Consider the following 21,845-nt stretch of genomic DNA (forward strand, 5'->3'; position numbering starts at 1 on the left):
GCTTTGAGATGTGCTCCGCCTCCTGCTGATGTCCGACACCCACCTCCCCAAGCGCGCCAAGGAACTCCCGGCCCCGCTCTTCGCCGAACTCCCGCGCGCCGACGTCGTGATCCACGCAGGCGACTGGGTGGACGCCGCCACCCTCGACCTCCTGGAAAGCCGGTCGCAGCGGCTGATCGGCGTGTACGGCAACAACGACGGCCCCGAACTCAGGGCTCGCCTGCCCGAAGTGGCCCGCGCCGACTTGGACGGCCTGCGCCTCGGCGTCGTCCACGAGACCGGCGCCGCCGCCGGCCGCGAACGCCGCTGCGCCGCCCGCTTCCCAGACCTCGACGTCCTCGTCTTCGGCCACAGCCACATCCCCTGGGACACCACGGCACCGACCGGCCTGCGCCTGCTCAACCCCGGCTCACCCACCGACCGCCGCCGCCAGCCCCACTGCACGTACATGACCGCGCTCGTGGACGGCGGCCGACTGACGGACGTACGCCTGCACCGGCTGCCGCCCCGCAATCCGGCAGACGGCGCGCTTACCGCCGACTTCCGCGACGACGCCTGAGCCGCTCAGGACGGCGAGGACCACGGAGACGGCCGCCGCGGCGTACCGGTCGCGGGCCACCACGACCGCCACCGGATCGCCCGCGTAGCGCACCTCGTCGACAGCGATCCCATCCCCTCCGCGAGATCACCGCCGCTGAACGCAGCGATCACACCCGGCCACTCAAGGGCGGGCGAGACGTCGATCCGGTCGACACGGGCGTACGTCACTCTATGACCGCGTCGCGAGGGCGGCGAGTGCTGCGGCAGGCCTTGTTGAGCGTTAATCCGTTGCTGTCGCCTATGGCCGCCTGCTGGACTACGGGGGACGAGCCGTCCGAAAGATCAAGGAGCAGCGATGCGAGCAGCGTTTATGTCCCCCCAGGAAGGAATCCCCCTCACTCCAAAGGACATGACGCCAGTTGTACTCGCTGAACTTGGGAATCCTCGCCCATGTAGACGCCGGTAAGACAAGCCTGACCGAGCGGCTCCTGCACACCGTCGGGGTCATCGACGAGATCGGCAGCGTCGACGACGGCAGTACGCAGACAGACTCCCTCGCGCTGGAGCGGCAGCGCGGCATCACGATCAAGTCCGCCGTCGTCTCCTTCGCGATCGACGACGTGACGGTCAACCTGATCGACACCCCTGGCCACCCCGACTTCATCGCCGAGGTCGAGCGGGTACTGAGCGTGCTCGACGGCGCGGTCCTGGTGATCTCGGCCGTGGAGGGAGTACAGGCGCAGACCCGTGTCCTCATGCGGACGCTGCAACGCCTGCGCATTCCGACCCTGATCTTCGTGAACAAGATCGACCGCGCCGGAGCGCGTTACACAGACCTGCTGGAGAGCATCTCCACGCGGCTCAACCCGGCGATCGTCCCGATGGGCGAGGTCGGCGAACTGGGCACCCGGGGCGCCCACTTCACCCCGCACGACGGCTTCCCGGCACGCCTGCTCGAACTGCTCGCCGAGCACGACGACGCGCTGCTGGCCGCGTACGTCGACGACGAGAGATCCGTCTCGCAGGACCGGCTGCGCACCGAACTCGCCGCGCAGACCGGGCAGTCACTGGTGCACCCGGTGTTCTTCGGCTCAGCCGTCACGGGCGCGGGGGTCGATGAACTCATCGGCGGGATCCGGGAGTTGCTGCCCTCGGCCGAGGGGGACGCGGACGGTCCGGTCTCGGGCACCGTCTTCAAGGTCGAGCGCGGACCGGCGGGGGAGAAGATCGCGTACGCGCGGATGTTCTCGGGCACGCTGCGCACCCGCGACCGCGTGACCTTCGGCGACGGCGAGGACGGGAAGGTCACCGGCATCACCGTCTTCGACCGGGGCTCGGACCTGCGGGGCGATCAGGTGCCCGCGGGTCGGATCGGCAGGCTCTGGGGGCTGACCGGCATCCGTATCGGCGACACCCTGGGCGTACCGCGGAAAGGGACGGACGAGCACTACTTCGCACCACCGACCCTGGAAACCGTCGTCGTGCCCCGCGACAAGACCGACAAGGGCGCCCTGCATCTCGCGCTCACCCAACTCGCCGAGCAGGACCCGCTGATCAATCTGCGGCAGGACGAGATCCGGCAGGAGACCTCGGTGTCCCTGTACGGGGAGGTGCAGAAGGAGGTCATCCAGGCCACGCTGGCCGACGAGTTCGGCCTCGACGTCGGTTTCCGTGAGACGACGCCCCTGTGCATCGAGCGGCCGGTCGGAACCGGTGCGGCCGTGGAGTTCAACGGCAAGGAACCGAACCCGTTTCTCGCGACCGTCGGACTACGCGTCGATCCGGCGCCGGTCGGCTCCGGCGTGGAATTCCGGCTGGAGGTCGAGCTGGGGTCGATGCCGTACGCCTTCTTCAAGGCCGTCGAGGACACCGTGCGGGAGACGCTCGGCCAGGGACCGCACGGCTGGCAGGTCACCGACTGCACGGTCACCATGACGCACTCCGGTTATTCACCGCGGCAGAGCCATGCGCACCAGGGCTTCGACAAGAGCATGTCGAGCACGGGCGCGGACTTCCGCGGACTGACGCCGCTCGTGCTGATGGACGCGTTGCGGCAGGCGGGCACCCTGGTGCACGAGCCGATGCACGCCTTCCGCCTCGAGGCCCCGGCGGACACGCTGGGCGCGGTGCTGCCCGTCCTGGCGAAGCTGCGCGCCGTACCGCAGACGACTCAGGCGCGGGGCACGGCGTCCGTCCTCGAGGGCCGGATCCCGGCAGCCCAGGTGCACCGACTGGAGCAGCAGCTCCCGGCGTTGACCCGCGGCGAGGGTGAGCTGGAGACCGCCTTCGACCACTACGCACCGGTCGCCCGAGGCATGGCCCCCGAGCGTGAGCGGACCGATCACAACCCCCTGGACCGGAAGGAGTACCTACTCAACGTGACGCGACGTGTCGGCGGGTGAACGCGAACTGCCCTTGAGGGAAAGGTCACTTACTCCCGAGTAAATTGGGTACTTACTCTGGAGTCAGAGGTGTTGACGGGCCGCTGAAGCATTGCGAATGTAATGTGCATGTCAAAGATGACGGACATGTTCCGATTGCGTATGCCTGTGCTCGGTGCGTTCCTGCTGCTCACCGGCCTGCTGACCACGGCGGGTGCCCAGCGCGCCACCGCTCTCCCCGGCGACCTCTGGTTCGACGGACCCGCCGCGGCCACCCTCACGGTCAAGAACGGCCAGTTCACCGACGGCCTCGGCCGCGAGGTGGTGCTCCGCGGCTACAACGTCTCCGGCGAGACGAAACTGGCGGAGAACAACGGCCTGCCCTTCGCCTCGGTCGCCGACGCCAAGAAGTCCGCGACCGCGCTCCGGGCACTGGGCGGCGGCAACTCGGTCCGCTTCCTGCTCTCCTGGGCGTACGCGGAGCCGGTGCGCGGCCAGGCGGACACCAAGTACCTCGCCGCCGCGACCGACCAGATGCGCGCCTTCCTCGACGCCGGAATCCGCGTGTACCCGGACTTCCACCAGGACCTCTACTCGCGCCACCTCTTCGACCCGGACAGCTGGTACACCGGCGACGGCGCCCCCAAGTGGGCCGTGGACGCGGGCAATTACCCGGACGAGTACTGCGGGATCTGTCCCTTCTGGGGTCAGAACATCACTCAGAACGCGGCCGTGACGCAGGCGACCCACGACTTCTGGCACAACAAGCACGGCCTCCAGGAGGCCTTCCTCACCACCGCCCAGAAGACCATGGCGTACGTCGAACAGAACCTGACCGACGCCCAGTTCGCGGGCGTCATCGGCTTCGACCCGTACAACGAACCGCACCCGGGCACGCTGGACTCCGGGCAGACCAGCCGGACGTGGGAGAAGGACGTGCTGTGGCCGTTCTACGAGAAGTTCCGCGCCCGGATGGACGCGGCCGGCTGGCAGGACAAGCCCGCCTTCGTGGAGCCGAACCTCTTCTGGAACGCCAACCTCGACTTCCAGAAGCAGGAGGGCGGTCTCCTCGACGCGGGCAAGATCGGCCCGGACTACGTCTTCAACACGCACTTCTACGATCAGAAGGCGATCTCGGGCATCTTCATGCCGGGCAAGGCGGGCGACGGTCAGTACTCCACCGACTTCGGGGTGGTGCGTGACCGTGCCGCCGCGGCCGGCACGGCGGGGATCATCAGCGAGTTCGGCCATCCGCTGGCGGGCGGCGTGTCCGACAAGGCCCCGACCGTCCTCAAGGGGATGTACCAGGCCCTCGACTCCCGTCTGCCGGGCGCCAGTTGGTGGTCCAAGCCCACCGACTCCGGGCCGGTCCTCTCGGGTTCGCAGTGGCAGTGGGACATCTACAACGGCCGCCACAAGGAGCTGATGAACGGCAACCCCGACAAGGTGCTCACCCACGGCGACGCCTGGAACGACGAGGACCTGTCCGCCGTACGCCTCGACGACTCCGGAAAGGCCGTACTGCGCCAGGACGCCCGGCTCCTCGACCGCGTCTACCCGACCGCCACCGCGGGCAGCACCGTCGCGTTCACCTACGAGGACCGCTCCCGCGACGGCTCCACGACCCTGACCTGGAACCCGGTGCCGAACTCGCTCCCGCGCGTGAAGGAGCTCGTGGGCTCGGGCCAGTACGCCCTCCACATGTGGCGCTCCGACGGCAGCTCGGCCCCCACCGAACTGCACCTGCCCGCGTCCTTCCCGACCTCGTCCACCACGGTGGTCTCGGACCTCGGTACGACGACGGCTCCGCCCTCGTACACGAAGACCACCCCGATCGCGGTCGCGGACGAGCCGGGCGGCACGGGCAGCCGTCGACTGCTCCTGACCGCACCCGGCTCGGGCACGCACTACGCCCTGGTCACCAATGGCGCGAAGGCTCCGTCCGCGGAGCTGCTGAGCGCCGCGCGGACGGAGCTGGCCAACTGGGCTGCTGCGAAGGCCGGTTAAACGGATTTGCCGAGGTGCGGTGCGCCCCCGCGCCCCTGAAGGAGGCCGCAGGCCTTCCTTCAGGGGCGCGGGGCTGTATCAAATGTGCGGCTCCGCCGCGTGGGCGCGACCAGCCCCCACCGGCCCGCAGCCGAATCACGAACCCCGCGCGGAGCGCTTACGCGGACGGGCCCGCCCAGTCCGCCGGCACCTTCGCCAGGCGTACGCGCTGAGGGTGGTCGCCGACCTCCACCGACGCCGTCTTCTGCCCCGTGGCGAAGTCGATGGCGGTGACCCGGTCGGAGCCGCTCTCGGAGATGACGCAGGACTTGCCGTCACCGCTGACGGTGGCCCAGTAGGGCTTCGAGGCGGTGACGAGCGGGCCCTCCTGGAGGGTGGAGCGGTTGACGACGGTCGCGTAGTCGTCCATCGTCCCGGCGATGCACAGCTTGTCGCCCTTGGGGCTCATCGACATGCCGTGGTGGCGCGAGTCGTTGACCCAGGTCGTACGGTCCTCGCTGGTCGCCGGGTTCTTGGGCAGCGTCTTCACCCGGGTGATCTTGTCGGTGGCGACGTCGTACTCGGCGAAGCCGTTGAAGAACGAGACCTGGAAGTAGAGCTTCGACTCGTCCGGGGTGAAGGCGACGGGACGTACGGCGTCGGACAGGTCCTTGCGGCCGAAGGTGTCGAGCCGCTCGCGCATGTCGATGACCTTGACCTGCTCGTACGTGTTCGCATCGACGACCGTGATCTTGCGGTCGCCCTTCGTCCAGTCCAGCCACGAGTCGTCGAGGCCGGTGTTCACGTCCCCGATCGACATGTTCCACAAGTACTTGCCGTCCGCGGAGAAGACGTTCTCGTGCGGCTTGTCGCCGGTCTTGAACGAGCCGAGCTGCTTGCCGGTGGCGATGTCGAGGACGTGCACGGTGTTGGAGATCGAGGCCGACACGGCGACGCGCTTGCCGTCGGGGGAGACCGCCATGTGGTCGGAGCGGTAACCGGACACGGGGAAGCGCCAGTTGATCTTCCCGGTGGCGAGGTCGATCGAGACGACATCGGCGAAGCTGGGCCGCGAGACCACCATGGCCGAGCCGTCCGGCGTGGAGTACATGTCGTCGACGTACTGGTCGTGGCCCTCGCCGACGCCGTTGCGGATGGCGGTGAAGTAGATCCACTTGATCGGGTCGGCGTTGATCTCCGCGAGCCGCTCCTCCTTGTCCGGAATGACGTTGATCCGGCCGATCTTCGCGAGGTCGCCGCCGGACTTGATGACGTCGGCGGTGCCGTCCCAGTTGTTGCCGACGAACATCACCTCGCGCAGGTCGGTGGCGGCTTTCCTGGTGTTGTCGGAGGCGTCCTGAGTGTCGGCCGTGGCCGCCGCCGACCCGGCGACGGTCAGGGCGAGGGCGGCTGCGAGGGAGCCGACGTGCCGGGCTTTGAAGGCGGTCATGACTACTCCTGATTGTTTGGCGCATGACAAGGGGTACGGGAGGGGAATCTGAAGACGCGGGCGTTCAGAGTTACTTACTGGAAAGTAAGGAGTCGAAGCCGCTCTACACAAGACGTCGAAGGCGACAAAATTGGTCACCTGAGTGACAACTGAGATCTGGGAGGCCCCAGTGGCGGGCAAGCTCAAAGCGCCGACCGGCCGCTATGGCGGCAAATCCGCTCAGGAGCGGCAGGCCGAGCGACGCCGACGGTTTCTGGACGCCGGGTTACAGCTCTTCGGCGACAGCCCCGGCTACCGCGCCACGACCGTCGCAGCCCTGAGCGAGGCCGCCGGGCTGTCGACCCGTCAGTTCTACGAGGAGTTCCGCAACCTGGAGGACGTACTGGCCGCCCTCCACCTCCAGGTCAACGACTGGGCCGAGGAAGCCGCCCTGTCCGCACTCGCCGAGGCGGACGGCCGGCCCGTCGATGAGCGCACCACCGCGGCCTTCCGCGCCTACGCCGCCAATGTCACCGGCGATCCGCGGCGCCTGCGTATCGCCTTCGTCGAGATCATCGGCGTCAGCCCCCGCCTGGAACGCCAGCGGCTGGCCCGCCGCTCCCGCTGGATCGACTTCATCTGCGGCGAGGCCGATGCCGCCGCCGATCGCGGCGAGGCGGCTCCCCGCGACTACCGCGTCGCCGCCGCGGCCTTCATCGGCAGCGTCAACGGACTGCTGCACGACTGGAGTTCGGGCTGGGTGGACGCGACGCTCGACGAGGTCGTCGACGAACTCGTGCAGCTGCTTCTGGGAGTTCTGCGGCCGGTGTGGTGGCGGGTGGAGAGAACGTAAGTCCCGCTCCGGGGGCGGATGTCGCCCTGTCCTGGCGAGCGGAGACGGCCCGGGTCGGACGGGAGGTGACCCGGGCCTCGGGTACGTCGCTTCCTAACCCTCGTCGTCCCATTCCTGGAGCAGCGTCTGGTCGACGATCTTGCCGTTCCGCAGCTCCACCATCGAGCTGGCGAGGACCTTGACGCCGTCGGGGTACTGGCACGACTCCGTGTACGCGAGGTGGTCGCCCTGGACGACGCACTGTTCCACCTTGTGGGTCATGTCGCGGCTGTAGACGTCGTTGAGCATCTCGCTGATCTGGTCGCGGCCGTGCATGACCTTCGGGTGGCTGGGCTGGGTGTTGCGGTCGACGACGCGGAGCTCGGCGTTGTCGTCGTACAGCGCGAGGAGTGCCTCCGCGTTCTGGCCTTCGATGGCCCGGCGCAGAGTTTCGGTGTCGAAGCCGGGGGCTGCGGCTGTGCCCATGAGGAACCTCCTGGTGGACCTTCTTCGAAGGCCGGGCCCGGCGGGGAACGGGCCGCGAACGGCCTCTCCCCTCGAGGCTCCTCCCGCTTCCGGGCCTCAGCAAGCGCAGCCGTAAGTCTTCCGTCAGCTCTTGATCGGTGTTGTGGGGGCTTCGGTCGGTTTGAATGAGGGCGAGATGTTCTGAGCTTGTGGAAGGCAGGGTGAGGCACGTGCGCAGGGTGTTGAGTAGGCCGGTGATCGCGGGTTTCGTGGTGATGGCCGTCGTGGCGGTCGGCGCGGGGCTGTACTGGTTCCAGCCGTGGAAGCTGTGGCAGGACGAGACCGTGCAGGAGTCCCTGCCCGCTGCTGCCGCCACACAGGCCCCCTCCGCACCGGACCCCGCGGCCGAACCCTCGAAGGCCGCCTCCACGCCACCGGAACCGGCCGGACCCCGGACGCTGGCGCGTGGCGACCTGATCAGCCACGAGCACACGACGTCCGGTACGGCGACGGTGCTGCGGCTGGCCGACGGTTCCCACGTACTGCGGCTGGAGAACCTCGACACCAGCAACGGCCCGGATCTGCGGGTGTGGTTGACCGACGCGCCGGTCAAGGAGGGGAGGGCCGGCTGGGGTGTCTTCGACGACGGGAAGTACGTCAGCCTCGGCAAGCTCAAGGGGAACAAGGGCGACCAGAACTACGTCCTGCCCGCCGACACCGACCCGGCCGCGTACACGAGCGTGAGCATCTGGTGCGACCGCTTCAACGTCTCGTTCGGCGCGGCGGAACTGGCCCGTGCGTAGGCGCTCCGCTGGGGGTGCGGTGATTCGGCTGCGGGTCGGTGGGGGCTGGTCGCGCCCACGCGGCGGAGCCGCAAATAGACACAGCCCCGCGCCCCTGAGCGGGCTGGGGTGCGTTCGAAGCTGCGGGTTCGTCGTGGCTGGTCGCGCAGTTCCCCGCGCCCCTGAAGAGGCGCGGTACCGCACCGGACTTCGCCAAGGCCGGACTGAATCCACAAGCGGACAAACTTATGACTTGTGTCACAATAGGTCTAGGGTGTAACCACTTGGAGGCTCACCCTGGCGGCGAGCCGAGGAGCGGTGCGCTGCGGGGACGCCTTCAGGCGAGGAAGTGATCCCGTTGTCCGTCGTCTGGGACGACATCGGCGGACTTGTCGATGCCCACGAGCGCTTCATGGCCGGTGTACGGGTCGACTCGGACGTCCGGAGTCCGGTACTCGACTCCTGGAAGCGGAGCCGGTCCGCGGGGGTGGAGCCGCACCGCCTCGTGGTCCCGTACGCGCCGGGGCTGGCGCTGGACGAACGGTTCCTGCGCGCGGCCGACCCGGTGCTGAAGGGTCTGAGCGTGGCGCTCACCCAGGTCAGCATGACGGTCGCCCTTTGTGATGCGCAGGCCCGCATGGTCCTGCGCCTCGGCGGTGACCGGCGCTTGCGTGAACGCCTCGACGAGGTGAGCTTCGCTCCTGGTTTCGACGCCTCCGAGCAGACCGCGGGCACCAACGGCGTCGGCACCGCGCTGGCGGAACGGAGCCCCTGCTACGTGATGGGCCGTGAGCACTTCGCCGACTGCCTCCAGCCGTTCGCCTGCGCGGGCGCGCCCGTCCGGGACCCGCTCAGCGGACGCATCGAGGCCGTCCTCGACATCACCTGCCTGCGCGACAACGGTGACCCCGCCATGGTGCGGCTGGTTCGGGAAGCCGCCCGCGACATAGAGACACGACTGCTGGAGCAGGCCACGGCACGGGAGCGGGCGCTGCTCGCCGCGTACCGGCGGGCCTCCCACGACACGAGCGGCGCCGGCGGCTGGCTCGGGCGGCCCGGGCACGCGCCTTCGAGGCACGGGAGCGCGGACGACGGCGGCCACCTCCGCCCGATCGACCTGGCCGTGCTGAGGGAGAGGGCCGAGGAACTCATCGCCTCGCCGAACCGCACCCTCGACGAGGTGCCCCTGTCCGGCGGGCGGATCGCCACCCTGCTGCGTCGCCAGGTCAGGGGAGCGGCGGGGGAGACGGGCGTGGTCGTCGAGGCCCGCCTTCTCGGCGGCCCCCGGCTGCGTCATCCCGCACTCGAGGCACAGGCCACGCCGGCCGGCTCGACTCCGGTGAACGCCCCGGCCGTGCCCGTCGCCTCGGCTTCCCAGGTGTGGCGTCCTGCCGGAACGCCCCTGGTCGGCGTACGTACCGCCGTCCCGCAGACGCCTGTCACGGCCGGGCCGGCACCCCACGGCCGGGCCGGAACGGACGGCAACGGCAACGGAGCCGGAGCCGACGGCTGGCCGCTGCTCGTCGGCGAGCCCGGCGTCGGCCGGCTGGCCGTACTCGCCCGCAGGCGGCTGGAGTTGCTGCACGACGCCGGCGTCCGGATCGGCACCACCCTGGACGTCACCCGCACCGCGGAGGAACTGGCGGAGGTGACCGTTCCCCGGTTCGCCGACGTCACCGCCGTAGACCTGCCGGAATGCGTACTGCGCGGCGAGGAGCCGGAACCGATCGGCGGGGACAGCGCGTTGCACCGGATCGCGATGGGCGCCGTTCATGAGGAGTCCCATCTGTACGGCGTCGGCGATGCGGTCCGGTACGTCCCCTCCACGCCGCAGGCGCGCTGCCTGGAGAGCGGGCAGCCCGTACTCGAACCCGTACTGGCCGAGGCCGACGGCTGGATCGCCCAGGACCCGCCACGGCTCGAACGGGTGCTGGAGGCGGGCATCCACTCCCTGATCACCGTGCCGCTGCGGGCCCGCGGCGCCACCCTCGGCGTGGTCAGCTTCTACCGCTCCGAGAAGCCCAGCCCCTTCGAGGACGACGACCTCTACCTGGCGCAGGAGCTGGTCGGCCGCGCGGCGATCTGTATCGACAACGCCCGCCGCTACACCCGCGAGCACAACACCGCACTCGCCCTGCAGCGCAGCCTGCTGCCCCGGGGCCGCTCCGAGCAGAACGCCGTCGAGGTCGCCTACCGCTATCTGCCCGCCCAGGCCGGGGTGGGCGGCGACTGGTTCGACGTCATCCCGCTGTCCGGCGCCCGGGTCGCGCTGGTCGTCGGCGATGTCGTCGGCCACGGCCTGCACGCCGCGGCCACCATGGGCAGGCTGCGTACCGCCGTGCACAACTTCTGCGCCCTGGACCTGCCGCCCGACGAGCTCCTCACCCATCTCGACGACCTGGTCGGACGGCTCGACCGGGGCGAGGGCTGGGCCGTGGAGAATGCCCAGGCGGACGCCGGAATCGTCGGCGCCACCTGCCTGTACGCCGTCTACGATCCGGTCTCCCGGCGCTGCACCCTCACCCGCGCCGGGCACCCGGTCCCCGCGGTCGTCGGACCCGACGGAGCGGTGGACTTCGTCGATCTGCCCTCGGGGCCGCCGCTCGGTCTCGGTGGGCTGCCCTTCGAGACCGTCGAACTGGAACTGGCCGAGGGCAGTCAACTGGTGCTGTACACCGACGGCTTGATCGAGGACCGGCACCGGGACATCGACGCCGGACTGAACACGCTCCGCACCGTCCTGGCCCAGGCCGACCGCGCCCCGGAGGACACCTGCGAGGCGGTCCTCGGCGCCCTGCTCCCGAGCCGGTCGAGCGACGACGTGGCCCTGCTCGTCGCCCGTACGAAAGCGATGGGGCCCGAGCAGGTCGCCCAGTGGGAGCTGCCCAGCGACCCGGCGGTCGTCTCCCGCTGCCGCGCGGCGGTCACCGACCAGCTGACCGCCTGGGGCCTCGACGAACTGGCCTTCAGCACCGAACTCATCGCCAGCGAACTGGTCACCAACGCCATCCGGCACGCGACTGGCCCCGTCCAGCTGCGGCTGCTCCGCGACCGGGCGCTGATCTGCGAGATCTCCGACGGCAGCAGCACCTCGCCCCGGCTGCGCAGAGCCAGGAACGAGGACGAGGGCGGACGCGGCCTCTTCCTCGTCGCCCAGCTCACCGAGCGATGGGGGACCCGCTACACCACCAACGGAAAGATCATCTGGACCGAACAGCCACTGCCGTGATCGCTTTGAGAACGTGATCGCTCTGAGAACCGGGTCGTCCAGCAGGCCAAGGCCACCATCGAGCTGATCGACCGCGCGGTCTGCGGACGAGACGGTCAACAGCCCACGTCACAGGTGTGGGCGGGCCGGGGCGTGCGTGGCCTCCTCGATCTCGTGGGCGGCCTTGCGTAGCAGCCGTCGGGCCAGGTCGTTGAGCGCCCTGGCCGCGGCGAGCTCCTCACCGACCCGGTCCTGTTCCGGATCGCTGGGATTGCGCCGGGCATGACCGCGGGTCGTCAGCCGCGTGGCGTCGGGCAACCGCAGGGTGGCGGTCGCCTCGCTCTCGATGTCGGACTGCTCGATGTCCAGGTCGATATGCCAGTTGAGGCGTGCCTGCATGGTGCTCACCCCTTCGCACCCGCCGAGGTTCCGTGCAGTCGCGACGAGTGCCCGGATCCCGGGGCCGTATGCGTCGGAGCTTGCCGGCATCGGCGTAGGTCACGCGAGGGCGAAGTACCGCAGCCATACATAGGCGAGGGCGAATGCCACGGTGACCGCGGTGACGATCAGGCCGTACTTGGTGAACTGCCAGAAGGAGATGGGCTGGCGGTTGCGTTCGGCGATGCCGAGGACGACGACGTTGGCGGAGGCGCCGATCGCGGTGGCGTTGCCGCCCAGGTCGGCGCCCAGGGCCAGGGACCACCACATGACGTGATCGCTGCCGCCGCCCATGTTCTCGACCAGGTCACCGGTGATGGGCGCCATCGTGGCGACGTACGGAATGTTGTCGACGACGCCCGACAGGACCGCGGAGGCGCCCAGCATCGTCAGGGATCCGCCCAGTTCGTTGTCACCGATCGCGTCGGCCAGAGTCGTGGAGACCTCGCCGATGACGCCGGTGTCGATCAGTCCGCCGATCATGATGAAGAGACCGGCGAAGAAGGCGAGCGTGGGCCATTCGACCTCGGCCAGGACCTCGTTGGTCTCCACCGAAGAGATGGCGATGAGGAGCCCCGCGCCGAGCAGGGCCACGATGCTGGGCTCGTAGTGCAGCACCGGGTGGAGGACGAACCCGGCGACGACCAGGGCGAGCACGACCAGCCCCTGGATCAGCAGCCGTGGATGGCGGATCGCCTCGCGCTCCTCCAGCGCCATGATCTCGGCGGCCCGGTCCTCGTCGTACACGAAGGTCTTGCGGAACATCACCCGGCACAGCAGCACGAGTACGACGATCAGGAACGCGGACAGCGGGGCGAGGTGGATCAGGAAGTCGTTGAAGGTCAGGCCGGCGCGGCTGGCGATGATGATGTTCGGGGGATCGCCGACGAGGGTGGCCGTGCCGCCGATGTTGGAGGCCAGCACCTCGGCGATCAGAAACGGCGCGGCGGGCAGGCCGAGGCGCTCGCAGACCAGCAGGGTGACGGGGGCGATCAGCAGGACCGTGGTGACATTGTCGAGGAGTGCCGAGGCGACCGCCGTGATGACGACGAGCATCGCCATCACCCGGAACGGCTTGGCGCGTGCCTTCTTCACGGACCAGATCGCCAGGTACTCGAACATGCCGGTCTTCTTCAGCACACCGACGATCATCATCATGCCCATGAGCAGGAAGATGACGTTCCAGTCGATTCCGGAGTGCTCGGAGTAGAACGCCGAGACGTCGTCGGTCGCCCCGATCGCGAGCATCAGGCCGGCACCGCCGAGGGCCACGGCGACGCGGTGGATCTTCTCGCTGATGATCAGGGCGTACGCGCCGACGAACACGACGATCGCGGCCCAGCTGTGCCAGTCGTTCACGATTCACACCGATCGGAAGAGAGGAAGAGAGAGTGATCCTCTGCTCGCCGACCAGACTTCCCGGCACACCGGGAGAAACCCTACCCGTCCTTGACGCGTCTTCGGCAGATGGCCTCTGCGCAGGGGAGTAGCCGGAATCCTGCCGGGTTCCGGCAGTACGGAGCGGGACGCCGCCCTTACGACACGGCGCCGAGCAGCCGGTCCAGCAGATGCGAGGCAGTGATCACTCCGAGCAGATGCAGACCGGCCTTGTCCTTCTCCACCACCGCCACCAGCGGGCTGCGCACCTGCGCCATCAGCGCCGCGACCTCGAGGGCGGTGTCGTCCGGCGTGGCGACCGGCGGCGCGGGCACGGACTTCGACAGACAGTCCCGTACGGTCCGGCCCTTCAGCGCCTGGCACAGCCGGTCGGCGTGGCGCTCGTCGACCACGGCGGCCAGCGTCGGGTCCTCTATGACATACGCCGGCACCAGGATCTTGATCATCTGGGAGGCCGGCAGGATCGCCTTCGGCGCGCCCGACTCGTCGACCACCAGGAGCGCGGGCAGCCGGTGCCTGGCCATCAGCCGTGCCGCCTCCAAGGCGTCGGTGTCGAGACCGACCGTCTCGTACTCCACCGCCAGATCACGTGCCCGCACGATCGGCTCCTGTCTCCTGCTCCGTCGCCGCCCTGTTCATTGTCGCTCCCGCTCCGGGGTGACGCGGTGGTGGGCGCCGCGGGCGTGCATGATCCGGGCGACGACCGTGCCGAGGAACGCGGCAGCCAGGAGCAGGACGAGCCGGGCGGCGTCGAGGTGGCCGTCCCAGGTGAGTTCACCGCGGGGTGCGATGGCGAAGTTGTTGAGGAACAGCCAGCACACGAGAGCGATACCGGGCGCCGCGCGGAAACGGGCGGGCAACCCGAGCAGCACCGCCAGCCCGCACAACGCACCCAGCGCCAAGGACGGGCTGGACAGTCCGCCTACGGCACCGAGCACGGCCACCAGGAGACAGGACCCCGCGAAGGCCGCCATCCAGACGAAGCCGGTCGCCACCGGCTCGGGCACGGGCCTGACGACGGGAGTCCGCAGCGGGTACCACTCCACCATGACCGCTCTCCTCACCCGTCGCTGTCCGTACGCGGTTGCCGTTCTCCCATAGATACGCACGGCGAGCCTCGTTCGTCGACCGCCTCGGGCCGGCTTGATGGATCCCGTACGGCTCGTTGACGGATTACGTATGTCACGGAGCTGAGCCTCAACTCAGCTCGGCGAAGGACTCCACCGCGTGGGTCTTGCCGGTGACGATGAGGACGTCGCCCTTCTGGACGACGGTGTCGGCGGTCGCGTACGTGAAACCCTCGCCAGGCCGCTTGATACCGACGACCGTGACGCCGTACCTGGCGCGGACCCGGCTCTCGCCGAGCGGCATGCCGGTGACGACCTGAGGGGCGACGGTCTTCACCAGGGCGTAGTCGTCGTCGAACTCGATGAAGTCCAGCATCCGGCCGGTGACCAGGTGCGCGACGCGTTCGCCCATCTCGTGCTCGGGCAGGACGACATGGTGCACACCGAGGCGTTCCAGGATCTGGCCGTGCTGGCGGCTGATGGCCTTGGCCCACAGGTTGGGCACCTCCGCCTCCAGCAGATTCGAGCTGACCAGGATGCTCGCCTCGACGTCGTTGCCGATGGCGACGACGGCACTGGTGAACTCGTGGACACCGAGCTGATGCAGCGCTTCGGCTTCGGTGCAGTCGGCGACGGCGGCGTGGGTGAGGCTGTCGCTGTATTTCTGCACCAGCCGGGCGTCGGTGTCGATCCCGAGGACGTCCCAGCCGCGCCGCATCAGCTCGCCGGCCAGTGAGGAGCCGAAGCGGCCCAGGCCGATGACGGCGACGCGCTGGTCGGCGCCGCCGCGGGCGTGGGTGTCGGCGCGGCGCTTGCGGCGCCGCTCACGCAGAGAGCGCAGGTAGTCAGCCAATGACGGGTCGCTCCTCGGGCAGTTCGTAGCGGCGGGTGCGCTCGCGCAGGGCGAGGGCCGAGACGAGGGTGATGGGGCCGAGGCGGCCGACGAACATCAGGGCGATCAGCAGCAGTTGGCCGGTCGTCGGCAGGTCGGCGGTGATGCCGGTGGACAGGCCCACCGTGGCGAAGGCGGAGACGACTTCGAACAGCACCGTCTCCAGACGCTCCTCGGTGAGCGTGAGCAGGGCGAGCGTGGACGCGATGACCAGGCCGATGCCCAGCAGCGCCACGGTCAGCGCCTGGCGCAGCACCTGCGGGGCCAGCCGGCGGCCCAGCACCACGGAGTGACTCTCGCCGCGCACCTCGGCGACGATCGCGGCGAACAGGACGGCGAAGGTGGTGACCTTGATGCCGCCCGCGGTTCCGGCGCTGCCGCCGCCGATGAACATCAGCACGCAGGTCATCAGCAGCGTCGAGGCGTGCAGGGCGCCGATGTCGAGCGAGTTGAACCCGGCGGTGCGCGACACGGCCGAGTGGAAGAAGCCGTTGAGGATTTTGTGCGCCACGCCCTGCGGGCCCAGCGTCGCCGCATTCGTCCACTCCAGCAGGCACGTCAGCACGGTCCCCGTGACCAGCAGGACAGCCGTCATGATCAGCGTCAGCCTGGTGTGCAGCGTCCAGTTGCGGCGCCCGGTCGTCCGCCGCCGGTTGCGGTGGCGCAGCAGCTCCAGCATGACGGGGAAGCCGATGCCGCCCAGGATCACGGCGGCGGCGATCGGCAGCGTGACCCAGGCGTCCTGCGCATAGCGGGTGAGGTTGTCGGCGTGCAGCCCGAACCCGGCGTTGTTGAACGCCGACACGGCATGGAAATAGCCCAGGTACGCCGCCTCGCCGAAGCCGTTGCCGTATCCGAAGCGGAAACGCAGCGCGAGGACGGCGCTCACCGCGAGCTCGACGATCAGGGTCGTACCGGCGACACCGATCAGCACCCGGCGTACGTCCCCGATGCCGAGGCTCTTCGTCTCGGCCTGCGCCGTCAGTTGCAGCCGCAGCCGCAGCCGGCCCGAGACCAGCAGCGCCAGCAGCGAGGCCATCGTCATGATCCCGAAGCCGCCGACCTGGATCAGCGCGAGGATCACGCCCTCGCCGAAGCCGCTCCAGTACGTTCCCGTGTCGACCACCGCCAGACCGGTGACGCAGACCGCGGAGGTGGACGTGAACAACGCCGTCACGAAGGCCGTGGCGGAGCCGTCCTCGGCGGCGACCGGCAGCGTCAACAGCACCGCACCGCCCAGCACCACGACGGCGAACGCCACCACGACCGCACGCGCGGGATGCGCCGCGAGCAGCGACGACCATGACCGCAGCCGCGTCAGCAGTCCCGCCACCGCCCGTTCCTTCCCCGTATCCCGAAAGCTGTCGCCGTGTATCCCTGGCGTCAAGCGCTCGTCAAAGGCTCGTCAAGATCCCGCCGCACACGTTACTTCGTCCGCTGCGCGCAATAGTCCACACAGCCGCCGTCATCGTCCACAACGGTCGCTCTAGCATCGTGCAAAGCCAGTCGCGCGGCTCACTCACACGTACGCGTACATCAGCTCTCCAAACCCCCACGGATGGAGAAACCCATGCGCAGGACGAGCGCAAGGTTCACCTTGATGAGCGTCGCCGCCGGTACGGCCGTTGTACTGGCCGTCACCGCGGCGACCACCGCGAACGGAGCCCCGACCGAGTCGGAAGGCGACAAAGCGGTAGCGGCAGCGGGCCCCATCGGCTTCGGCGCCGGTACGACGGGAGGGGCGGGCGGCAGCACGGTCACCGTGTCCAACGCCTCCGCCTTCACCGAGGCCGTTCAGGGCAGCGGCGCCGCGATCGTGAAGGTCGACGGCACCATCTCGCTGAGCGGTATGACGAAGGTCGCCGGCAACAAGACCATCGTCGGCGTCGGCACCAACGGCAAGATCACCGGTGGCGGTCTGAACGTCAGCAAGGTCAACAACGTGATCATCCAGAACCTGGCCTTCTCGGGCTCCGGCGACGACGCGATCAACGTCGAGTACGCCGAGAAGGTCTGGATCGACCACAACGACATCTCCGGCGCCGGCGACGGCGGAGTCGACATCAAGCGGGCCTCGAACAACATCACCGTTTCGTGGAACCGCAGTCACGACCAGGACAAGAACATGCTGCTGGGCCACTCCGACGACAACGGCAGTGAGGACAGCGGCAAGCTGAAGGTGACGTACGACCACAACTGGTTCGACGGCACCGGCCAGCGCAACCCCCGCGTCCGCTTCGGCAACCCGGTGCACGTGCTGAACAACTACTTCAGCGACATTGGGTCCTATGGCGTGGCATCCACCGAAGGTGCGGGTGTGCTCGTCGAGGGGAACTACTTCGAGAACACCGAGGACCCCTTCCACCTCGGCGAGGGCGACTCCGGACCCGGCACGCTCGTGGCCAAGGACAACCACTTCGTCGGCTCCGGCGAGGGCCAGGCCGGCGGCAGCGTGGCGAGCATCCCGTACGACTACACCGCCGACGCCGCCTCCGGCGTGAAGGCCGCGGTGATGGCGGGCGCCGGAGTGGGCAAGATCTGACGCACCATCTGATCCGGTACGTACCGGAATCCCACCGTGCGGCACCTGACAGCCGCACGGAGGCCGGGGCAGGACCTGCGGACGAGCCGTGCCGCAGGTCTTGCCCCGGTAAGCGCTTTCCCCTACGTTCCTCCACCCGACGGGACATCACCGGGCAGGCACCCGGGAGCACCCCTGACGAGTGAGGCACACATGGCGGAACAGGGACCCGCCTCAGGCGCGGGGCTGCGGGAGGCAGCGGAACGGCTCACGATCGGGCTGGTCACGGCGAACATCCATCTCGGAGTCGGAGCCACGTTGTGGTCCGGGGCGCTGAGGGCCGCGGAACGCGACGACGTGAACCTCGTGTGCTTCCCGGGAGGACCACTGCGCCCGGGCGGCGAGGCGTCGCGGAGCGCACTGTACGAACTGGTCGACCGGGCACGGCTCGACGGCGTCGTCTGCTGGAGCTCCACCCTCGGCCTGCCGGCGTCCGGCGACCACGCCGAACGGCTGCTGCGCTCGCTGAGACAGTTGCCGGTCGTCAGCCTCAACCACGCCCTGGAGGGCGTCGACGACCACGAAACCCTGACACTGGACTCGTACGCGGGTATGCGGGAACTCGTCGGTCATCTGGTCGCACGGCACGGCGTACGGCGCCCCGCGTGCATCCGCGGGCCGCTCACCAACCCGGTCTCCTTCGGCCGCTACCGCGCCTACACCCAGGCCCTGGCCCAGTATCGTCTGCCCGCGGAACGCCAACTCGTCTGCGCCGCGGGCGACTTCGCGGCGGGCGCCGGCGCCTCGGCGATGCGGGTGCTGCTGGACGCGCGCGGGCTGCGGCCCGGCGTGGACTTCGACGCCGTGGTCGCCTGCAGCGACGTACTGGCGGCGGACGCGCTGCGGCTGCTCGCCGAGCGGGGCATCCGGGTACCCGAGGACGTCGCCGTGGTCGGCTTCAACGATTCCCCCGAAGCCCGGCTGTCCGAGCCGCCGTTGACCTCGGTCTCGCTGCCCTTCGCGGAGCTGGGCGGGCTGGCCGTGGACACGCTGGTGGCCCGGCTGCGGGGCGATCGCGCGCCGGACCGTACGGCGGTCGCGGGTGCCGTGGTCGTACGCCGTTCCTGTGGATGCCCTTCGCCGCTGGTGGCGCAGGCGTCGGTGGGCGGCGGGGCGCCCGTGGACGGGCGGCTCTCGGACGGGTCGGGCTCGGAAGGACCGGGCTCGTACGACGAGGTGTTCGCGGTGCTTCCTTGCGCCGGGCGGGAGTTGGCGGCGGCGTTCCGGGCGGATGCCGATCCCACGCCGGCGGATGCCGGTCCCGCGGCTGACGCCGATGGCCCCGGTGTGCATGGCCCAGGCGTCCAGGGCTTTCTGCCCATGCTGGAGCGCCTGTTGGGCCAGCAGGTGCGCAGGCCGGACACGGTGGCGGCCTGGGAGCGGGCGTTGCTGGAGATACGGGACGACGCGGTGAGGTGTCTGCCAGAGCCCGCGCGTGTCCGTGGGGAGCGGCTCCTCGCGCAGGCGCGGCTGCTGGCGGCCGATGCTTCCCGGCGGCTGCTGGAGTACGAGCGGTGGCTGGATGCTCAGGAGGCAGGCCGACTGCGGGAGTTCGGCACGGCGCTGGCCACGGTGGTCGATCTCGACGGGCTCGGCGAGGTGTTGGAGCGGCACGCGGTGGCGGGCGGGCTGCCGGGGTGCCGGGTGGTGCTCTACGAGGATGCGTGGGACCGGCTCTCCGGCCCAGGCCCCGGCCGCGGACTGGCGCGGGTCCTGCCGGTCCCGTCCGCATCGGGCGACCGTGACGGGGCGCGCCCCGAGCCGGATCCGTACCCCGCGCACCTGCTGCTTCCCGACGAACTGCTGCCCGAGGCCGACCGGTTCACCTTCGTGCTCGAACCCCTCCACGTCGGTGACGAGCAACTGGGCTTCGCCGTCTTCGAATCCGGTACGGGGCACGAGGCGGACCGGCGAGGAAGCCTCTACCGGGCGCTGGGTGACCAGATCAGCGCGGCGCTGAAGGGGATCAGGCTGTTCGCGGAGGTACGCCGGGCCCGTGACGCCGCGGAACGGGCCAGCACGTTCAAGACACGGCTGCTGACCCAGGTCACCCAGGAGCTGCGCGGACCGCTGGAGGAGATCCGGCGGCATGCGGGCACCGAAGCGGGCGGGGACGAAGCGGGCGGGGGCGAGGCGCTCCAGTTGGTGCATCGCGATGCCGACCGGCTGCTGCGGCTGGTCGACGATCTGCTGGAGTGGTCCCGCACCGGGACGGACGAACTCGGCCTGTCCCCACAGCTGATCGACCCGCGTCCCGTACTGGTGAAGGCGTTCCGTGCCGTCGCCGCCACGGCACCGGGCGGAGCCGACTGGTCACTCGTACTGCCCCGTCGGCTGCCCGCCGTGCTCGCCGACCGGGAACAGCTGACCAGAGCTGTCTGTCATGTACTGGACGCCGCGGCACGAGCCGACACGCAGGGCGGCGTCGTGCTGACGGCGCGCACCGCGCCGACGTCCGTCAGGGTCACCGTCACGGCGGTGGCCGATCCGTCCGCGGACCCGCGCTCCGGCGAGGCCGAAGGTGCGGGCCTCGGGTCGACCACGGCACGTCGTCTGGTGATGCTGCACGGCGGTTCGTACGCGGTCGGCGACAGCCCGCCGCACATCCGGCTGACCGTGGACCTGCCGCTGCCCGCCGCGCCGGGGCCACGGGCGCCCTCGGCCGGAGCCGGGCGCACCCTGCTGGCCGTCGGTACGGGCAGGCCCGCCGGGGATGTCGCCGCCCTCGCCAGGCAGCACCGGCTACGGCTCCGTCCGGTCGACCCCGACCCCGACCCCGACGCGGACGCCGACCCGCCCACCGGCGAGCGCACGGTGGCCGCAGTGGTGTGGGACGCCGAAGCCGCCGGGCCCGAGGAGTGGTGGGTGGCGCAGCGCCTGCACGACGAACCGGCGCTGAGCGGCACCCCGTTCGTGCTGTTCGGGGCGACGGGCGAGGATCTCGCGCAGGCGCTACGGGGACAGCGGCCCAGCAAGAGTCCGCGGCCGGTCATCGTCGTCGACGGAGCGACACCGTCACGGGAACGTCTCAGACGCTCGGTGGCCACGGCGTTACGCGGCCACCCGGTCCGTACCGCGGCCGACGGCACCACGGCGCTCGCCCTGATCGCCGAGGAGGAACCGCACCTGGTGATCGCGCAGCGGACGCTCGCGGACATGGACGGGTTCGACTTCGTCGACCGGATACGGGTGGCGGAAGGACGCCTCTCCGAAGGGCGGCTCGCCGAAGGAGGCTTCGAGGGACCGGGACCGGGACTGGCCGGCGGGCACCTTCTCGGAGGGCGCCCGCCGTGCCCCGTACTGTTGCTCAGCACCGAAGGGTTCACCCACGCCGACGCCCACCGCGCCAAGTCCCATCCCGGTCTCGTCCTCCTCGACCGCGACATCCTCACCCCGGACGAGACCGCCCGGCTGGTCGTCACGATGACGGGCGACGGGGCGCAGGCCGCCGGACGGAACCGGGCTCTCGTCCACCAGGCCCTGGTCTGCCTCCAGACGCACTACCGCCGGCGGATCTCGCGCTGGCAGATCGCCCAGGCCGTCGGCGTCAGCGCCGATCATCTCGGCCGGCTCTTCCACCAGCAGTACGGCCTCACGGTGTGGGAGTACCTGACGCGCCTTCGGATCCAGCGGGCCTGCGAGCAGTTGCGCGGCAGCGAGGACAGCATCCAGAGCGTGGCGCGGGCGGTGGGTTTCACCGACCGGGCGTACTTCAGCCGTGTCTTCCGCAGGGTGACCGGCGTCGCGCCGCACGCCTACCGCACGGCCGGTCCCGTCGTCGGCCCTCGGCCGCGGGACGCGGACACGGGGCTCATTGAGAAGGCGGGTTCATGAATGCGTGCGGGT

General features: G+C 69.9%; 16 protein-coding genes. 8 read left to right on the forward strand and 8 right to left on the reverse strand.

Annotated features, from left to right (window positions below; all coding sequences use genetic code 11):
* Positions 1 to 10: 10 nt before the first annotated feature.
* The 3 genes from IEZ21_RS09450 (at position 11) to IEZ21_RS09460 (ending at position 4,928) form a co-directional block, all read left to right on the forward strand.
* Entirely contained in the window at positions 11 to 559 is a 549-nt protein-coding gene (locus IEZ21_RS09450) for a metallophosphoesterase family protein (RefSeq protein WP_373302203.1), read from the forward strand.
* 400 nt (positions 560 to 959) lie between these two features.
* Complete coding sequence (locus IEZ21_RS09455) at positions 960 to 2,942, forward strand: elongation factor G (protein WP_189321426.1); 1,983 nt, start codon at positions 960 to 962, stop codon at positions 2,940 to 2,942.
* Between the two features lie 108 nt (positions 2,943 to 3,050).
* Positions 3,051 to 4,928 carry a cellulase family glycosylhydrolase gene (locus IEZ21_RS09460; protein ID WP_189321427.1) on the forward strand — a complete coding sequence of 626 codons (1,878 nt, stop codon included), beginning with the start codon at positions 3,051 to 3,053 and terminating at the stop codon, positions 4,926 to 4,928.
* A gap of 157 nt (positions 4,929 to 5,085) precedes the next feature.
* Here the strand turns inward: IEZ21_RS09460 and IEZ21_RS09465 are convergent, their stop codons facing one another.
* Complete coding sequence (locus IEZ21_RS09465) at positions 5,086 to 6,357, reverse strand: outer membrane protein assembly factor BamB family protein (RefSeq protein WP_189321428.1); 1,272 nt, start codon at positions 6,355 to 6,357, stop codon at positions 5,086 to 5,088.
* A 169-nt stretch (positions 6,358 to 6,526) separates the two neighbouring features.
* Between IEZ21_RS09465 and IEZ21_RS09470 the strand changes: the two genes are divergently transcribed.
* Positions 6,527 to 7,189, forward strand: a complete 663-nt coding sequence (locus IEZ21_RS09470) for a TetR/AcrR family transcriptional regulator (protein ID WP_189321812.1) — start codon at positions 6,527 to 6,529, stop codon at positions 7,187 to 7,189.
* Positions 7,190 to 7,282: 93 nt separating this feature from the next.
* Here the strand turns inward: IEZ21_RS09470 and IEZ21_RS09475 are convergent, their stop codons facing one another.
* Positions 7,283 to 7,654, reverse strand: a complete 372-nt coding sequence (locus IEZ21_RS09475; protein ID WP_189321429.1) for a nuclear transport factor 2 family protein — start codon at positions 7,652 to 7,654, stop codon at positions 7,283 to 7,285.
* A gap of 200 nt (positions 7,655 to 7,854) precedes the next feature.
* Here IEZ21_RS09475 and IEZ21_RS09480 point away from each other — a divergent pair, with 200 nt between their 5' ends.
* Entirely contained in the window at positions 7,855 to 8,436 is a 582-nt protein-coding gene (locus IEZ21_RS09480; protein WP_246567483.1) for a DM13 domain-containing protein, read from the forward strand.
* 337 nt (positions 8,437 to 8,773) lie between these two features.
* A complete protein-coding gene (locus IEZ21_RS09485) occupies positions 8,774 to 11,644 on the forward strand; it encodes a SpoIIE family protein phosphatase (protein WP_246567486.1) in 2,871 nt (956 codons plus the stop codon).
* Between the two features lie 108 nt (positions 11,645 to 11,752).
* On the opposite strand, the gene IEZ21_RS09490 is transcribed toward IEZ21_RS09485, so the two are convergent.
* From IEZ21_RS09490 to IEZ21_RS09515, 6 genes are all read right to left on the reverse strand, one after another.
* Complete coding sequence (locus IEZ21_RS09490; RefSeq protein WP_189321432.1) at positions 11,753 to 12,022, reverse strand: DUF1876 domain-containing protein; 270 nt, start codon at positions 12,020 to 12,022, stop codon at positions 11,753 to 11,755.
* 99 nt (positions 12,023 to 12,121) lie between these two features.
* On the reverse strand, positions 12,122 to 13,420 hold the full coding sequence (locus tag IEZ21_RS09495) for an ArsB/NhaD family transporter (protein ID WP_189321433.1): 1,299 nt from the start codon (positions 13,418 to 13,420) through the stop codon (positions 12,122 to 12,124).
* A 176-nt stretch (positions 13,421 to 13,596) separates the two neighbouring features.
* Positions 13,597 to 14,058 (reverse strand): CBS domain-containing protein, encoded by a 462-nt coding sequence (locus IEZ21_RS09500; protein WP_189321434.1) that lies wholly within the window; start codon positions 14,056 to 14,058, stop codon positions 13,597 to 13,599.
* A gap of 36 nt (positions 14,059 to 14,094) precedes the next feature.
* Positions 14,095 to 14,508: a hypothetical protein gene (locus tag IEZ21_RS09505; RefSeq protein WP_189321435.1), complete on the reverse strand. Its 414-nt coding sequence runs from the start codon at positions 14,506 to 14,508 to the stop codon at positions 14,095 to 14,097.
* Between the two features lie 148 nt (positions 14,509 to 14,656).
* Positions 14,657 to 15,379 (reverse strand): potassium channel family protein, encoded by a 723-nt coding sequence (locus IEZ21_RS09510; RefSeq protein WP_078491637.1) that lies wholly within the window; start codon positions 15,377 to 15,379, stop codon positions 14,657 to 14,659.
* Positions 15,372 to 16,751 (reverse strand): TrkH family potassium uptake protein, encoded by a 1,380-nt coding sequence (locus IEZ21_RS09515; protein WP_189321436.1) that lies wholly within the window; start codon positions 16,749 to 16,751, stop codon positions 15,372 to 15,374. Before IEZ21_RS09515 ends, IEZ21_RS09510 begins: the two co-directional genes overlap by 8 nt.
* 237 nt (positions 16,752 to 16,988) lie before the next feature.
* On the opposite strand from IEZ21_RS09515, the gene IEZ21_RS09520 reads away from it, so the two are divergent.
* Together IEZ21_RS09520 and IEZ21_RS09525 are read left to right on the forward strand one after the other, a co-directional pair.
* Positions 16,989 to 17,960 (forward strand): pectate lyase family protein, encoded by a 972-nt coding sequence (locus IEZ21_RS09520; RefSeq protein ID WP_189321437.1) that lies wholly within the window; start codon positions 16,989 to 16,991, stop codon positions 17,958 to 17,960.
* A 192-nt stretch (positions 17,961 to 18,152) separates the two neighbouring features.
* On the forward strand, positions 18,153 to 21,833 hold the full coding sequence (locus IEZ21_RS09525; protein WP_189321438.1) for a substrate-binding domain-containing protein: 3,681 nt from the start codon (positions 18,153 to 18,155) through the stop codon (positions 21,831 to 21,833).
* The last annotated feature ends 12 nt before the right edge of the window (positions 21,834 to 21,845 follow it).

It is taken from the genome of Streptomyces flaveus, from assembly GCF_014647675.1.
Lineage (GTDB): Bacteria > Actinomycetota > Actinomycetes > Streptomycetales > Streptomycetaceae > Streptomyces > Streptomyces flaveus.

Coding starts and splice junctions, on each gene's coding strand:
- IEZ21_RS09490 (WP_189321432.1), bottom strand. CDS start 12,022: ATGCAGGCACGCCTCAACTGGCATATCGACCTGGACATCGAGCAGTCC.
- IEZ21_RS09475 (WP_189321429.1), bottom strand. CDS start 7,654: ATGGGCACAGCCGCAGCCCCCGGCTTCGACACCGAAACTCTGCGCCGG.
- IEZ21_RS09465 (WP_189321428.1), bottom strand. CDS start 6,357: ATGACCGCCTTCAAAGCCCGGCACGTCGGCTCCCTCGCAGCCGCCCTC.
- IEZ21_RS09460 (WP_189321427.1), top strand. CDS start 3,051: ATGTCAAAGATGACGGACATGTTCCGATTGCGTATGCCTGTGCTCGGT.
- IEZ21_RS09525 (WP_189321438.1), top strand. CDS start 18,153: ATGGCGGAACAGGGACCCGCCTCAGGCGCGGGGCTGCGGGAGGCAGCG.
- IEZ21_RS09505 (WP_189321435.1), bottom strand. CDS start 14,508: ATGGTGGAGTGGTACCCGCTGCGGACTCCCGTCGTCAGGCCCGTGCCC.
- IEZ21_RS09520 (WP_189321437.1), top strand. CDS start 16,989: ATGCGCAGGACGAGCGCAAGGTTCACCTTGATGAGCGTCGCCGCCGGT.